Origin of the sequence: Isoptericola sediminis (assembly GCF_013085345.1) — a bacterium.
In the GTDB taxonomy this organism is placed as follows: Bacteria; Actinomycetota; Actinomycetes; order Actinomycetales; family Cellulomonadaceae; genus Isoptericola; species Isoptericola sediminis.
Genome location: NZ_JABFAJ010000022.1, coordinates 47,629 through 62,553 on the forward strand (window position 1 = coordinate 47,629; position 14,925 = coordinate 62,553).

15 protein-coding genes are annotated in these 14,925 nt (G+C 72.3%); 5 read left to right on the forward strand and 10 right to left on the reverse strand.

The features are described from left to right. Nucleotides 1-4: 4 nt before the first annotated feature. From HLI28_RS12180 to HLI28_RS12190, 3 genes are all read left to right on the forward strand, one after another. On the forward strand, nucleotides 5-685 hold the full coding sequence (locus HLI28_RS12180) for an SDR family oxidoreductase (protein WP_171247839.1): 681 nt from the start codon (nucleotides 5-7) through the stop codon (nucleotides 683-685). 61 nt (nucleotides 686-746) lie between these two features. Beyond that, nucleotides 747-2,183: a serine hydrolase domain-containing protein gene (locus tag HLI28_RS12185; RefSeq protein ID WP_171247840.1), complete on the forward strand. Its 1,437-nt coding sequence runs from the start codon at nucleotides 747-749 to the stop codon at nucleotides 2,181-2,183. Next, complete coding sequence (locus tag HLI28_RS12190; protein ID WP_171247841.1) at nucleotides 2,180-2,980, forward strand: 2-oxo acid dehydrogenase subunit E2; 801 nt, start codon at nucleotides 2,180-2,182, stop codon at nucleotides 2,978-2,980. Before HLI28_RS12185 ends, HLI28_RS12190 begins: the two co-directional genes overlap by 4 nt. A gap of 27 nt (nucleotides 2,981-3,007) precedes the next feature. Here the strand turns inward: HLI28_RS12190 and HLI28_RS12195 are convergent, their stop codons facing one another. The 8 genes from HLI28_RS12195 to HLI28_RS12230 all read right to left on the reverse strand — a co-directional run bounded on the left by HLI28_RS12195 (nucleotide 3,008) and on the right by HLI28_RS12230 (nucleotide 9,181). Continuing rightward, complete coding sequence (locus HLI28_RS12195) at nucleotides 3,008-3,214, reverse strand: dodecin family protein (RefSeq protein WP_171247842.1); 207 nt, start codon at nucleotides 3,212-3,214, stop codon at nucleotides 3,008-3,010. 172 nt (nucleotides 3,215-3,386) lie between these two features. Continuing rightward, the gene (locus tag HLI28_RS12200) at nucleotides 3,387-3,908 is read right to left on the reverse strand and encodes an AAA family ATPase (protein ID WP_171247843.1); all 522 of its coding nucleotides are present in this window, start codon (nucleotides 3,906-3,908) and stop codon (nucleotides 3,387-3,389) included. Then, on the reverse strand, nucleotides 3,905-4,207 hold the full coding sequence (locus HLI28_RS12205) for a HigA family addiction module antitoxin (protein WP_171247844.1): 303 nt from the start codon (nucleotides 4,205-4,207) through the stop codon (nucleotides 3,905-3,907). Before HLI28_RS12205 ends, HLI28_RS12200 begins: the two co-directional genes overlap by 4 nt. After that, nucleotides 4,194-4,475: a type II toxin-antitoxin system RelE/ParE family toxin gene (locus HLI28_RS12210; protein WP_171247845.1), complete on the reverse strand. Its 282-nt coding sequence runs from the start codon at nucleotides 4,473-4,475 to the stop codon at nucleotides 4,194-4,196. Before HLI28_RS12210 ends, HLI28_RS12205 begins: the two co-directional genes overlap by 14 nt. Before the next feature lie 33 nt (nucleotides 4,476-4,508). Next, a complete protein-coding gene (ychF, locus tag HLI28_RS12215) occupies nucleotides 4,509-5,594 on the reverse strand; it encodes a redox-regulated ATPase YchF (protein ID WP_171247846.1) in 1,086 nt (361 codons plus the stop codon). 117 nt (nucleotides 5,595-5,711) lie between these two features. Then, the gene (locus HLI28_RS12220) at nucleotides 5,712-6,737 is read right to left on the reverse strand and encodes a GNAT family N-acetyltransferase (RefSeq protein WP_343035820.1); all 1,026 of its coding nucleotides are present in this window, start codon (nucleotides 6,735-6,737) and stop codon (nucleotides 5,712-5,714) included. 75 nt (nucleotides 6,738-6,812) lie between these two features. Then, nucleotides 6,813-8,417, reverse strand: a complete 1,605-nt coding sequence (locus HLI28_RS12225) for a hypothetical protein (protein WP_171247848.1) — start codon at nucleotides 8,415-8,417, stop codon at nucleotides 6,813-6,815. Continuing rightward, on the reverse strand, nucleotides 8,387-9,181 hold the full coding sequence (locus HLI28_RS12230; RefSeq protein ID WP_171247849.1) for an ATP-binding cassette domain-containing protein: 795 nt from the start codon (nucleotides 9,179-9,181) through the stop codon (nucleotides 8,387-8,389). Before HLI28_RS12230 ends, HLI28_RS12225 begins: the two co-directional genes overlap by 31 nt. An 81-nt stretch (nucleotides 9,182-9,262) precedes the next feature. Between HLI28_RS12230 and HLI28_RS12235 the strand changes: the two genes are divergently transcribed. Continuing rightward, nucleotides 9,263-10,792 (forward strand): DNA recombination protein RmuC, encoded by a 1,530-nt coding sequence (locus HLI28_RS12235; RefSeq protein WP_171247850.1) that lies wholly within the window; start codon nucleotides 9,263-9,265, stop codon nucleotides 10,790-10,792. Nucleotides 10,793-10,819: 27 nt separating this feature from the next. On the opposite strand, the gene HLI28_RS12240 is transcribed toward HLI28_RS12235, so the two are convergent. Further along, nucleotides 10,820-11,824: a 4-hydroxy-3-methylbut-2-enyl diphosphate reductase gene (locus HLI28_RS12240; protein WP_171247851.1), complete on the reverse strand. Its 1,005-nt coding sequence runs from the start codon at nucleotides 11,822-11,824 to the stop codon at nucleotides 10,820-10,822. Between the two features lie 90 nt (nucleotides 11,825-11,914). Between HLI28_RS12240 and xseA the strand changes: the two genes are divergently transcribed. Further along, on the forward strand, nucleotides 11,915-13,201 hold the full coding sequence (gene xseA, locus HLI28_RS12245; RefSeq protein ID WP_171247877.1) for an exodeoxyribonuclease VII large subunit: 1,287 nt from the start codon (nucleotides 11,915-11,917) through the stop codon (nucleotides 13,199-13,201). A gap of 95 nt (nucleotides 13,202-13,296) precedes the next feature. On the opposite strand, the gene HLI28_RS12250 is transcribed toward xseA, so the two are convergent. Continuing rightward, on the reverse strand, nucleotides 13,297-14,916 hold the full coding sequence (locus HLI28_RS12250; protein ID WP_171247852.1) for an ABC-F family ATP-binding cassette domain-containing protein: 1,620 nt from the start codon (nucleotides 14,914-14,916) through the stop codon (nucleotides 13,297-13,299). Nucleotides 14,917-14,925 lie beyond the last annotated feature (9 nt).

Below are 14,925 nucleotides of genomic sequence, written 5' to 3' on the forward strand. Positions count from 1 at the left end.
GACGATGGCATCGCACGCACCCCGCCGCGTCCTGATCACCGACGCCGAGGAGTTCCTCGGGCCGGCCGCCGTCGAGCGGTTCACCGCCGAGGGCGAGGACGTCACCGCGCTGAGCGATCCCCTGCGTTCGCGCGCCGACCTCGAGGCGGTCGTCGCCGCGGAGGGTCCCTTCGACGTCGTGGTCGCGAACCTCGAGGCCCCGATCACCGTCGCGCCCGTGACCGCGTACGACGACGCGGTCGTCGACGAGCTGCACGCCCGCCTCGTGCGGCCGCTGTACTGGATCTTCGCGACCTGCCTGCCCCCGATGCTCGAGGCCGGGCGCGGCTGGGTCGTCGTGCCGACGTCGGCCACCGCCCTGCGCACCGCGTCGAACCCGATCGCGGGGTACGAGGCCGCGCGGGCCGCCCAGGCCGCTCTCGTGCGGAGCGTGGCGTGGGAGGTGTCCGGTCGCGGTGTGCGGGTCAACGGCATCGCTCCGAACTTCATCGAGAACCCCTCCTACTTCCCGCCCGAGACGGTGGCCGACCCGGAGTTCCAGGAGGCCGTGCGCCGCGAGGTGCCCGCGCAGCGCCTCGGCGGTGCCGACGAGGCGGCCGCGGCGCTGTGGTGGCTGGCCTCGCCGGAGTCGTCGTACGTCATGGGATCGGTGATCGCCACCGACGGCGGGTGGAGCCTCGGCTGACCCCCGCGCGGGGGCGCCCACGCCACGGGCGGGTGCCGACGCCGGTGCCTATCCTGACCACATGTCGGCAGCCACGGCGATCGACCTCGACGCGGAGGTCGAGGCGATCCGGCACCGCCGGGCGGCGGTCGGGATCGCCCTCGGCCTGGTCGAGGACGGCGTCACGACGCAGCTCGCGACGAGCGGCCTCGCCGACCTGGCCACCGACTCCCCGGTCTCGGCGGACACCGCCTTCCGCGTCGCGTCAATCACCAAGACCTTCACGGGCGTCGCCGTCATGCAGCTCGTGGAACGGGGCCTCGTCGACCTCGACGCCCCGGCGAACGACTACCTGCGCAGCTTCCGCCTCGAACCGCCGACGCCGGACTCCCCGCCCCTGACGGTGCGGCAGCTGCTGACCCACACCGCCGGGCTCCCCGAGTCGCTGTCGCTGCGTCACGCCGTCCGCCCCGACTTCGGGGAGAGCACACCGGCCGACGTCCCCGCGCCGTCACTGGGCGACTACTACGGCGGTGTCCTGCACGGCGTGGCCGAGCCCGGGACGCGGTTCTGCTACACCAATCACGGTCCCGCCACCCTCGGTCAGATCGTCGAGGACGTCACCGACGCCCCGCTGGCCGACCACCTCGCGGAGCACGTCTTCGCGCCGTGGGGCATGACCAGCACGGACCTGGACCAGTCCCGGCCCGGGGACCCGCGGCGGGCCACCGGCTACCGCCTGACGGCGCGCGGGCCACGCCCGGTGCCCGTGACGAACATGGCCACCATCGGCGCGGCGGCCGCCTGGTCGACGCCGGTCGACATGCTGCGGTACGCCGAGGCACTGGTCGGCGGCGGGGCGAACGCGCACGGCCGCGCGCTGGCACACGCGACCGTCGCGGACATGGTCGCTCCGCACTACCAGCCGGACCCACGGATCCCCGGGATGGGCCTCGCGTTCTTCCGCGGGCGCCTGGGCGAGCACTCGACCGCCGAGCACCAGGGGATCATCCCCGGTTTCGACTCCGTCCTGGTCCTCGCCCCCGACGCGAGGACCGCCGTCTTCCTCGTGGTGACCGGGGCACGGCTGGGCATGTTCTGGGTCCCCGACGAGGCCGGCACGCTCCTGCGGAAGGTTCTGGGCGTGCCACCCGCCGCGGTGCGGACCCATGTCGCCCAGCGCCCCGAGGTCTGGGACCAGGTCTGCGGCACGTACACGCTCCCGGGCGCGCTCGGCGACCTGCGGCTGCGCTCCGTCGTCGGGGCCGGGATCCAGGTGCTCGTCCGCCGGGGCCGGCTCGTGCTGCGGTGCCTGCACCCGGTTCCGTTCCTCTACCGCGGGGTCGAGCTGACGCCCGACGACCCGGCGGACCCCTTCACGTTCCGCCTCGACCTGTCCCCCGCCGGGCTCTCCCCCATCCGGGTGGTGTTCGGCCCCGATCCCGGGTCGGGCCGGATGGCGATGCACCTGGAGGTCATGCCGTTGACGGCGTACCGGCGGGGACGCGACCAGCGATGAGGTCGCACGACAACCCCGAGCAGCGCGGATACAGCATCCAGCGGTTCCCGCCCGTGCGCCGGGCATACGTCGACGTGCTGCAGGCAGGGCACCGGCAGCACACCATCCACGGGCTCGTGGAGGTCGACGTCGACCGCGCCCTGGACATCATCCACCGGTCCCCGGACGTCTCGGTCACGGGCTGGATCATCGCCTGCGTGGCCACTGCCGTCGGCGAGGACCCGGGGCTCCAGGCCCACCGGTGGGGTTCACGGCGACTGGTGCTCTTCGACGACGTCGACGTCAACGTCCAGCTCGACCAGACGCTGGACGACGGCACCCGGGTGGTCCAGTCCCGCATCATCCGTGCGGCGCAGAGCAGGACGGCGCAGGGGGTCACGCGGGAGATCCGTGCCGCCCGGCACGGCGGCGAGGTGGACCGACGCCGCCTCCGCGGGACGCTGCTCTTCGCCCGGCTCCCCCGCGTGCTGCGCACGCCGCTGTGGCGCGCGGTCTTCCGCCGCCCCTCCTGGTCCAAGAAGCTCGGCGGGACGATCGCGGTCAGCTCCGTCGGCATGTTCGGCCGCAGCCTCGGGTGGGGCATCCCCATCGCCCCCGCACCGCTCATGGTCACCGTCGGCGGGATCGGACCGCGGCCCGTCCTGACCGACGGTGAGCTCGTGAACCGACGTCACGTCAGCCTCACCGTCAGCCTCGACCACGACGTCGTCGACGGAGCCCCGGCCGCGCAGTTCGTCGACCGCCTCACGCACCTGCTCGACGAGGCCCACGGACTGGTCGACCCGGACGGCTCGTGAACACCCCGGTCGCCACCGGCGATCTGGCTACTCCGACTCGTACTTGAACGACAGCTGGAGCCTGGTCCGGTAGACCAGCTCCCCGCCATCACCCATGACGACGTCCTGCTGGGTCACCTCAGCCACTCTGATGTCGCGCAGCGATCCCTTCGCGGTCTTGATGGCCACTGCCGCAGCTTCCTCCCAGGAGGAGGAGCTCGTCCCGATCACGTCGATCACCCGGTACACGCTCATGACAACCTCTCACCATTAAGAGTTGGATCCGTCAATGATTGCTGTTCCCTCGGACCTTTCCATGATGTCAGGTACCGCCCTGCACGCTGTGCGTGGGGAAGCTGTCGCCGCACACGTTGAAGCGGAACTCCACCACGTGCCCACGCGTACGGCCATCATCGTTGACACCACGTCACCGCACACTGAGGCGGGCGACGACAACATCAGCAACCTCGTCGGTGGTCCGCTCCAGGGTGTCGACGTCCACCACGGCATCGGACCACGCAGCGTAACTGGCACGGCGATGCTGCACGTCGGCCCACGTCGGTTCGCCGACATGTGCGAAGCCGCGATCTCTGTGGGTGACCCGCCGCTCGTGCTCCAGCGCATCACTGATCACCAGATGCACGAAGTCGATACGCGACTCATTGGACGACGCCGCGGCACGCCAGGTCTGCCGCGCCTCCTCGCTGTCGTTGACCGCATCGACGATGACCTTTCGACCGAGTCGCAGGTTCAGGTCCGCCATCGTGCCGACCGCCTCGTACGCAGCGACGCCGACGTGCCGACCTCGCGGCAGACCACAGGCGAGGATCGACTCCTCGACCGCATCGATGGACAGGTGGACCGACCCCGTACGCGCCGCGACGATCTCGGCAACGCTCGTCTTCCCGACGCCGGGAAGACCGGAGATCACGATGAGATGCCCGGTCACGCGATCTTCAGCGGGGTGATCGAAGAGATCTGCTCCCCCGCGATGTCCTCTGCGCGGTCGAGCTCATAGTGACTCTGCAGGTTGATCCAGAACTCCGCCGACGTGCCGAAGTACTTCGCGAGGCGCAGCGCGGTGTCCGCTGTGATCCCCCGCTTGCCGTGCACGATCTCGTTGATCCGCCGCGGCGGAACCCCGATCGACACCGCGAGCTTGTTCTGCGTGATGCCGAAGCCCTCGATGAAGTCCTCCATGAGGACCTCGCCCGGGTGGATCGGTTCGATCTTGTCAGTGGTAGTCAACGATCTGCACCTCCTCCGGTCCGGCGTCGGTCCACACGAAGCAGATCCGCCACTGGTCGTTGATCCTGATGCTGTGCTGACCAGCTCGGTCGCCCTTCAGTGCCTCGAGCCGGTTGCCGAGTGGAACCCTGAGGTCCTCGAGCACCTCTGCGGATCCCACCTGACGAAGCTTGCGCAGCGCGACGCGATGGATCCTCGGATCGATAGATGGCACGCGCTCACGACGCCACAACCGTTCGGTCTCCTTGTCGCCGAACGATCTGATCACGACACCAGTGTATGACGCAGTCCGTCAATAACGCTAGACGTTAAACCGGAACTCCACGACGTCGCCGTCGCGCATGACGTAGTCCTTGCCCTCGACGCGCGCCTTGCCGGCCGCCTTCACGGCGGCGACGGAGCCGGCCTCGACGAGGTCCTCGAAGGAGATGACCTCGGCCTTGATGAAGCCGCGCTCGAAGTCGGTGTGGATGACACCGGCCGCCTGCGGCGCGGTCCAGCCCTTGCGGATCGTCCACGCGCGGGCCTCCTTGGGCCCGGCGGTGAGGTACGTCTGCAGACCCAGCGTGTCGAAGCCGACGTGGGCGAGCTGGTCCAGGCCGGACTCCTCCTGGCCGGTCTCGGCGAGCATCTCGGCGGCCTCGTCCGGCTCGAGCTCGACGAGCTCGGCCTCGAACTTGGCGTCCAGGAAGATCGCCTCCGCCGGCGCGACGAGCTCGCGCATCTTCGCCTGCATGGCCTCGTCGGCCAGCCCGGCGTCGTCGGTGTTGAAGACGTAGATGAACGGCTTGGCCGTCATGAGCTGCAGCGGGGCCACCTCGGCGAGGTCGAGGCCGGCGGCGGCCGCGCCCTGGAAGAGGGTGGTGCCCTCCTCGAGGATCTCCTGGGCCTTCTTCGCCGCGGCGTAGAGGACGGGGTCGCCCTTCTTGATCTTGACCTCCTTCTCCATGCGCGGCAGCGCCTTCTCGAGCGTCTGGAGGTCGGCCAGGATGAGCTCGGTGGAGATGGTCTCGATGTCGCCGGAGGCGTCGGTGGACCCCTCGACGCGGATGACGTCACCGTCGTCGAACGCGCGGGTCACCTGGCAGATCGCGTCGGCCTCGCGGATGTTGGCCAGGAACTGGTTGCCCAGGCCCTCGCCCTCGGAGGCGCCCTTGACGATGCCGGCGATGTCGACGAACGACACCGTCGCCGGCAGCACGCGGTCCGAGGAGAAGATCTCGGCGAGCTTGCCCAGCCGCTCGTCCGGCAGCGGGACCACCCCGACGTTGGGCTCGATCGTCGCGAACGGGTAGTTCGCCGCGAGCGCGGAGTTCCGGGTCAGTGCGTTGAAGAGCGTGGACTTGCCGACGTTGGGCAGGCCGACGATGCCGATAGTGAGTGCCACGTCGGCCCATCCTACGCGCCACGCGGACCCCGACCCCTGTGAGATCGACCCCTCGGGGCCGGGATCGACGGCGTGTCGATCCCGGTCCGGACAGGTCGATCCCCGGGGAGGACGGCGTCAGTCGACGTCGATGTCCCGGTGCCAGGACTCGGTGACGTACTTCGTGCGCCAGCCCAGCTTCGTGTACAGCGACTCGGCGCCGGTGGGGCTGTCCGCGTCGACCTCCAGGCCGACACGGTTCCGCCCGCGGGCTGCCGCGTCGGAGATCACCGCGGCCAGCAGCGCGGTCGCCACGCCCCGACCCCGCGCCTCGGCGAGCGCACCGATGTAGTCGATGTAGGTCCCCCGCACCCCGGAGGCGTCGGGCGCCAGCTCCGACCCCACGAGGGCACCGGCCGGGAACTCCTCGGCCTCGGGGTCGTCGGGGACGTCAGCGCAGGCGAGCCACCAGTGGTCCCAGCGGTGGCCCGGGTCCTCGCGCAGTCGCTGCACGAACTCCGTGAAGTACTCCTGGTAGGAGTTGAAGTGGTCCGTGAACGCGGTCTCCAGCACCTGGTGGACGGCGTTGAGGTCCTCGGCCACGGGCATGCCGTTGTCGTGCTGGGCGACACGCCGGATCGTCACCCCCGGCTTCGGCTCCGGGAAGGCTCCCGGCTCGGCGTCCTCGGGCGTGACCGGACGCGACATCTGCCACCAGGTGCGCACGTGCCGGAACCCGGCGTCGGTGAGCCACCCGCGCAGCCGGTCGTCACCGGCGAACGCGCCGGCGTCGAGCTGGGTGGTGGACTCACCGCGGAGCTGGGCCATCTCCCGGCCGATCTCGGCGAGCTCGGCGTAGCACCAGGCCGCGAGGAGGTCCTGCGTGCCCTCGGGCAGCGTCCGGTCGATCTCGATGCCCAGCACGCTGCGGCCGGCCGCGCGGTCGTGGGCGTGGGCCCAGGCACGGATCACGTCGTCAGCGTCCTTGACGGCCAGGTGCCGCCGCGTCCAGGAGGCGGCGCCGGCGACCTCGTTCTCGATCTGGGCGGTGTCGACGGTGTCGGATCCGGTGTGTGGTGCGGCCTGCAGCGCCCGGAGCTCGCCCAGCCGGGGCACGTCGGCAAGGTCGGGAACCACCACCGTCCAGCCCTCGGGCAGCGTCACGGAAGGTCGGTCGTTCTCGGGATTCACGACACCCATTCTTCCAGGTCGACCCGACACGCCCGAGCGCGGGGACCGTCAAGCGAAGTTCTTGACCTGCGACAACAGCTCGGGTAGACGCCGCTCGTAGACCCGTGCGCCCCACCGCGCACCGATGACGACGGCGGCCCCGCCGGTGGCGACGCCGACGACGCCGGTGGCCCACCACCATGCTCCGGCCCCGGTGACGGCTGCCGCGACACCCGCTCCCACGGTCGGCAGGAGCAGGGCCACGATGACGGCGACCGCGGCCATCTGCGCCACCAGCGTCGCCACGGTCGCGCCCTGCGGCTTCCGGAAGGGGCTCTCGCCCGGTCTCGGTACGGGATAGACGAGGCGCGCCGAGGCCACGCTGGAGGTGCCCAGCGTGGCCCCGAGCACCCCGACGCCGCCGCCGAGCAACGCGGGCAGCAGGTCCCACCGCCCGGCGACCCCGGCACTCGTGACGGACAGCGCGGCCACGAGCGGGACACCGAGCGCCAGCACCGGCAGCATGCGCCCCCAGCGGTCGGCGCGACCCGGCACGCCGGTCGCCACGTGCAGCGCGAAGGCGGTGTTGTCGTAGCCGACGTCGTTCGACACCGCGAAGCCGAGGACGAACGCCACGACCGGGACCACGAGCACGAGCAGCCCGGCACCCGACCCGCTGGAGACTCCGACGACCACGAGGACCACCGGAAGGAGCGGGACGACCGCCAGCGACGTCGCGTACCGCGGGTCCCGCAGCCAGTAGGTGGCGCACCGCGCCGCCACGGCGCCCATGGGCGTCGCGGGCAGCCGGTCGAACCATCCGAGCCCCCGGGCCGTTCCCGCGGCGGCACCTCCGCGCGGGCTGACCAGCGCCCGGGCCAGCGCCCGGTCCCAGATCACGGCGAGCAGAGCCAGGGTCCCCGCCGCGACGGCCACCCGCGCGCCGGCGAGTCCCCACGCGCCGTCGTGCACCGCCGCCGGGATCGACCAGGGCGCCCCGAACGGCGTCCAGGCCAGGACGCGTGCCGCCGGCGCCAGGGCCGACGGCACGAGTTCGTCGGGACCGACCGTCACCTCGCCCCGTGCGGCGGTCCTCGACGACAGCCAGGCGAAGAAGGGACCGATCGCCAGCAGCGGGATCACCGCGACGACCATGAGGACCTCCCGGTAGCGCCGTGACTCCAGCAACGGCGCGCAGAGCGCCGTGGTGGCCCGCGCCCCGACGACGCACAGCCCGACCCCCAGGACGGCGCCCGCGAGCGCCGCGACCAGGGCGACCGGGTCGGAGGCCCAGGCGAAGGAGACCCCGAGGGCGGCGAGCGACGTGACCAGGGCCGGCACCGAGACGAGCGCGGCCGCGGCCAGCCCCGCGACGAGCTGCCGGCGCGGGATCGCGTAGGTCGTGAACCGAAGGGGGTCGAGCGTCGCGTCCAGCCCGTAGGCGAACAACGGCACGACCCACCAGCCCAGCACGACGACGGAGCCCACCAGCGTCACGAACTGCCCGGTCAGCACAGGGTCGGCCCGGCCGCCCACGACCGCGGCGCCCACGCCGAGGAACACCAGGGACAGCCCGTACAGCGTCGCCACCACGAGCCCGATGGTGTGCCACACGCTGCGGCGCAGGGTGTTGCCGAGCAGGGTCAGCTTGAGTCGGACGAGGTGCGCAACCACTCCAGGCCTCCCGACTCCTTGCGGCCCCCGACCAGGTCGACGAACCGGTCCTCCAGGCTCTGCCCGCCGCGCACGGCGTCGACGGTGCCGGTGTCGAGCACGTGACCGCCGGCGATGACCGCCACGTGCGTGCACATGCGCTGCACGAGGTCCATGACGTGGCTGGAGACGACCACGGTGCCGCCGTCGTCGGCGTAGCGCCGCAGGATGTCGCGGATGTTGGCCGCGCTGACCGGGTCGACGGCCTCGAACGGTTCGTCGAGCACCAGCACGCGCGGCGCGTGGATCATCGCGCCGGCCAGGGCGATCTTCTTGGTCATCCCCGCGGAGTAGTCGACCACGAGGGTGTCGCGGTCGGCGGTGAGGTCCATCGCCGCCAGCAGGTCCTCGCTGCGCCGGGCCACGGTGTCGCGGTCGAGGCCGCGCAGCAGCCCGGCGTAGGTCAGCAGCTGGGCGCCGGTGAGGCGGTCGAAGAGCCGCAGACCGTCCGGCAGCACCCCGAGCAGGGGTTTGGCCCGGTCCGGTTCGGCCCACAGGTCGACGCCGAGCACGTGCGCCGTCCCGAAGTCCGGTCGCAGGAGACCGGTGGCCATCGACAGCGCCGTCGTCTTGCCGGCGCCGTTCGGCCCGACGAGCCCGTAGAACGAGCCGGCGGGCACGTCCAGGTCGATCCCGGCCACGGCGATCTTCTGGCCGAACCGCTTCCACAGGCCCCGCAGGCTGAGGGCCGCGGTGGTGTCGGGGGGCACGGCGGGATGCGTCACGGCCCCACCGTAGCCCTCCGTCGCACCTGCTCACGGTGGGTCGTCCGCGTCCTGTCGGTGGGCCGTGGCAGCCTGGCGTGCATGGAGACGACGACCGCTCTGCTGCTCGCACTCGGCACCCTCGCGGTGGGGGTGGTGCTCGGGTGGCTCTGGCACTCCTCGCGGGCCGTCGGACGGAACCGCTCCGAGGAGATCGAGACCGTCCGCCTGCACAGCGAGCTCGAGGGAGCGCGCCGCGAGATCGCCCACCTGCGCGAGCAGGTGGAGCTGACGCGCGGCGACGGTGACCGCCGGGTGGCCGAGGCCGAGCAGCGCCACCAGCGCGAGGTGACCGCGGTGCGCGAGCAGGCCGAGCGCCAGGTGGCCGAGGTCAAGGGTGACCAGGAGCGCATGGCCCAGCAGTTCCGCTCGCTGGCCGGCGAGGCCCTGTCGTCCTCCAACCGTCAGTTCCTGGAGCTGGCCGAGCAGCGCCTCAAGCAGTCCACCGTCCGGCACGACGAGGCCCTCGCCCAGCGCGAGGAGGCCTTCAAGGCGCTCGTCGACCCGATCGGCCAGAGCCTGGAGAAGGTCCGCACGGAGGTGGCCGAGCAGGAGAAGCGGCGCATCGAGTTCGACTCTCGTCTCACCGAGAACATGCGCAGCCTCGCCGACGTCTCGGGCGAGCTGCGCAAGGGCACCAGCGACCTGGTGACCGCCCTGCGCTCCTCGCAGGAGCGCGGCGCCTGGGGCGAGCTGCAGCTCCAGCGTGTCGTCGAGGCCGCGGGCATGATCGAGCAGGTCGACTTCGACGTCCAGGTCCAGGCGACCAACGACGACGGCGAGACGTTGCGCCCCGACCTCGTCGTGAACCTGGCCGGCGGCAAGCACATCGTGGTCGACTCCAAGGTCGCGTTCCTCGGCTACCTGGAGGCCCAGCAGTCGGAGGACCCGGCGGTGCGCGACCAGCGCATGGCGGCGCACGTGCGGCACATGCGCAAGCATGTCGACGACCTGGCGTCCAAGCGGTACTGGGACCTGTTCGACAACGCCCCCGAGTTCGTCGTCATGTTCGTGCCGGCCGAGTCGTTCCTGTCGGCGGCGCTGGAGCGCGACCCCGCGCTCATGGAGGACGCCGCACGCAAGAACGTCATCCTGGCCAGCCCCGTGACGCTGCTGGCCCTGCTGCGCACCGTGGCCTACTCCTGGCGCCAGCAGGCCCTGGCCGACAACGCCCAGCGCGTGCTCAAGGTCGGCAAGGAGCTGCACTCGCGCCTGGTGACGATGACCGACCACGTCACCAAGATGGGCAAGTCCCTCGACGGCGCCACGAAGAACTACAACAAGATGATCGGCTCGCTGGAGCGCAACGTGCTCACGTCCGCGCGCCGCATGGTCGAGCTCGACGTCGTCGACGCGCGGGACGAGATCGACGAGATGAAGGGCCTCGAGGAGACCACCCGCCCCATCACCAAGCCGGAGCTCCTCGCCGCCGAGGAGGGCGGCGTCGTCGGCATCGGCCAGGTGAGCCTCGACGACGACCGCGACTCGGTCGACAGCCTCGTCGACACCGACCGCCGCGCGCTGCAGCGCGCCCAGGCCGACACCTCCCGCGGTGAGTCCGCCGCCGGCTGAGCCAGGCGGCGGACTCGGTCCGGCAGGTCAGGCGGGCTGGATCGGGAGCTGGCGCGCGTCGCGGGGCGGGCGCAGCTCGCGCGGCAGCGAGAACACCAGGTCCTCCGTCGCGGTGCGCACCTCCTCGGGCTCGCCGTAGCCGCGCTCGGCGAGCTGGCGCAGCACGTCGTCGACGAGGATCTCCGGCACCGAGGCACCCGACGTCACGCCGACGGTGGTCACACCCTCGAACCAGGAGTCCTGGATCTCGGCGGCCCGGTCCACGCGGTAGGACGTGCGTGCCCCGGCGTCCAGCGCCACCTCGACCAGACGCACGGAGTTGGACGAGTTGGCCGACCCCACCACGATGACCAGGTCGCACTCCGGCGAGAGCTTCTTGACCGCCACCTGGCGGTTCTGGGTGGCGTAGCAGATGTCGTCGCTGGGCGGGTCGGCCAGGTTCGGGAACCGCTCGCGCAGGCGGCGCACCGTCTCCATCGTCTCGTCCACGGACAGCGTCGTCTGGGACAGCCACACCACGTTGTCGGGGTCCGGGACCTCGACGACGTCGGCCTCCTCGGGCGAGTTCACCACGATGGTGTGCTCCGGCGCCTCGCCGGCGGTGCCCTCGACCTCCTCGTGGCCGTCGTGGCCGATGAGCAGGATCGTCTTGTCCGCCTTGGCGAACCGCACCGCCTCCTTGTGCACCTTCGTCACCAGCGGGCAGGTGGCGTCGATGGTCTGCAGGTCGCGGGAGGCTGCGGACTCGCGCACGGCCGGGGAGACGCCGTGGGCGGAGAAGACCACGCGGGCCCCGCGCGGGACCTCGTCGGCCTCCTCGACGAAGATCGCGCCCCGTTCGCGCAGCGTCTCGACGACGTGCTTGTTGTGCACGATCTCCTTGCGCACGTACACGGGGGCGCCGTAGTTCTCCAGCGCCTTCTCGACCGCGACCACGGCGCGGTCGACGCCGGCGCAGTAGCCGCGCGGCGCGGCGAGCAGGACGCGCTTGGTCGAGGTCGGGGGGACGGGGGCCGGTGCGGTCGCAGTCACGGTGACAGTGTAGGAGGCCCGTGTGGAGGGTCGGTGACGGCCGACGCCGCAGGACCTCCCACGTCAGGAGCGCTGTGGGTGGCGTGGGGCATGCTGGGGGCCGTGACCGACGCGACCGGACCCGACCGAACGGGCCACGACGTCCAGCCGCTGCCCGAGCGGGCCGCCGAGACGACCGCCGAGCGGCCGTGGCCCGTGCGCCTGCTGTCGCACAAGATCCGCGACTACGTGGCGCGCATGTCCCCGGTGTGGGTCGAGGGGCAGGTCGTCGAGCACACCTACCGGCGCGGGTCCGGGATGCAGTTCCTCACCCTGCGCGACACCGACGTCGAGGCGTCGTTGCCCGTCAACATGCTCACCCGGGCGTTCGACGGCCTCGACGCCAAGCCCCAGGTGGGCGACCACGTCGTGGTGCACGCCAAGCCGGAGTTCTGGATCAAGGCCGGGCGGATGTCCCTGCGGGCCGCCGCCGTGCGCCAGGTCGGCGTCGGCGAGCTGCTCGCCCGGATCGAGCAGCTGCGCCGGGTCCTGGCGGCCGAGGGGCTGTTCGACGTCGAGCGGAAGCGCCCGCTGCCGTTCCTGCCGTCCGTCGTCGGCCTGGTCTGCGGCCGGGAGTCCAAGGCCGAGCACGACGTCGTGGTCAACGCCCGCGCCCGCTGGCCGCAGGTGCGCTTCGAGATCCGCGAGGTGGCGGTCCAGGGCGTCAACGCGGTGACGGAGGTCGGCGACGCCCTCGCGGCGCTGGACGCCGACCCGACCGTCGACGTGATCATCCTGGCGCGCGGCGGCGGGTCGGTCGAGGACCTGCTGCCCTTCAGCAACGAGGCCCTGGTCCGGCGTGTCGCGGCGTGCACGACGCCGCTGGTCAGCGCCATCGGGCACGAGACGGACACCCCTCTGGTCGACCTGGTGGCGGACCACCGGGCCTCGACCCCGACGGACGCCGCCAAGTGCGTGGTCCCCGACGTCGCCGAGGAGCGCGACCGCGTCGTCCAGGCACGTCAGCGCATGCGCGGCGCCGTGCACGGCATGCTGCAGCGGGAGCAGCACGGTCTCGACGCCGTCCGCTCCCGGCCGGTCCTGGCCCGGCCGGAGTCGATGCTCGACGGTCGCGCGACCGAGGTCGCCGAGCACGTGCGGCACGCTCGTCACCTGCTGCGCGCGGCCCTGCTGACGGCGTCCGGCGACGTCGGCCGGCTCGCCGCGCAGGTCCGCGCCCTCTCGCCGGCCTCCACGCTCGACCGCGGGTACGCCGTCGTGCAGCGTGCCGACGGTGCGGTGGTGCGTGCCGCGGACGAGGTCGCCGCCGGTGATCCCGTGCACGTCCGGCTCGCCGTGGGCGCGCTCGACGCCGAGGTCACCTCCACCTCGCCCTGACGGGCCTCGGCACCTCTCCCCTGCCGTTGTGGGCGTGAAATCTGCGGGTCAGCGCCCCGTGGGCACCGCAGATTCCATGCCCACAACGGCAGAGGTCAGCGGACGCGTTCGACGCGGTCCTCGTCCCAGACCGGCTCGAGGGTCTCGCGCACCCGGCCGTCCGCGCCGAACACGAGGAACCGGTCGAAACCGCGGGCGAACCAGCGGTCGTGCGTGACCGCCAGGACCGTGCCTTCGAACGCCTCCAGCCCCTCCTGCAGCGCGTCCGCGCTGGCGAGGTCGAGGTTGTCGGTCGGCTCGTCGAGCAGCAGCGCGGTGCAGCCGCCCAGCTCGAGCTGCAGGATCTGGAAGCGCGCCTGCTGCCCGCCGGACAGCCGGTCGAACGGACGGTCCGCGGCGCCGTGCAGCTCGTAGCGCCGCAGCGCCGACATGGCCGCGCCGCGGTCCTGCGCGTGGTCGGCCCACAGCACGTCCACCAGCGTGCGGCCCGCGAGCTCCGGGTGGGCGTGCGTCTGCGCGAAGTGCCCGGGGACCACGCGTGCGCCGAGCCGCCACTGGCCCGTGTGCGCGACGTCGGCGCCGGCCAGGAGCCGCAGGAAGTGCGACTTCCCGGACCCGTTGGACCCCAGCACCGCGACCCGCTCGCCGTAGAAGACCTCGAGGTCGAACGGCTGCATCAGGCCGGTGAGCCCGAGCGCCTCGCAGGTGACGGCCCGGGTCCCCGTCCGCCCGCCGCGCAACCGCATCCGGACCTCCTGCTCGCGGGGCGGCTCAGGCGGCGGACCGGCCTCGGTGAACTTGCGCAGGCGCGTCTGGGCCGCCCGGTAGCGCGAGGCCATGTCCGGGCTGTTCGCGGCCGCCTGCCGCAGCGTGAGCACGAGCTGGGTGAGCTGCGCGTGCTTCTCGTCCCACCGCCGGCGCAGCTCCTCGAACCGGGCGAACCGCTCGCGGCGCGCGGTGTGGAACGTCGCGAAGCCGCCACCGTGGACCCACGCCTCGGAGCCGTCCGCGCCGGGTTCGAGGGCCACGATGCGGTCGGCGACCCCGGCCAGCAGCTCCCGGTCGTGGGAGACCAGCAGCACCGTCTTGCGGGTCGCCCGCAGGCGGTCCTCCAGCCACCGCTTGCCCGGGACGTCCAGGTAGTTGTCCGGCTCGTCGAGCAGCAGCACCTCGTCCGACCCGCGCAGCAGCGCCTCGAGGACGAGCCGCTTCTGCTCGCCGCCGGACAACGTGCGCACCTCCCGCCACTGCGCCCGCTCGAACGGGATCCCGAGGGCCGCCGTCGTGCACACGTCCCACAGCGTCTCGGCCTCGTAGCCCCGCACCTCCGCCCAGTCGGCGAGCGCCTGGGCGTAGCGCATCTGCGCCGCCTCGTCGTCGACGGCGAGCAGCTCGTCCTCCGCGGTCTCCACCGCGCGGGCGGCCTGCCGGATCCGTTCCGGTGCGACGGAGGCCAGGAGCTGGCGCACGGTCGTGGTGTCCCGCACCGAGCCGACGAACTGGGCCATCACCCCGAGCCCGCCGCTGACGGTCACCGTGCCGCCGTCGGGGCGGGTGGCGCCGGTCAGGATGCGCAGCAAGGTGGTCTTGCCGGCCCCGTTCGGGCCGACCAGCGCGGTCGTGCTGCCCTCCCCGACGCGGAAGGACACGTCGTCGAGCAGCGCACGTCCGTCGGGCAGCACGTGGTCCACGTGCGCCACCTCCAGATGACCCATGTCCGGATC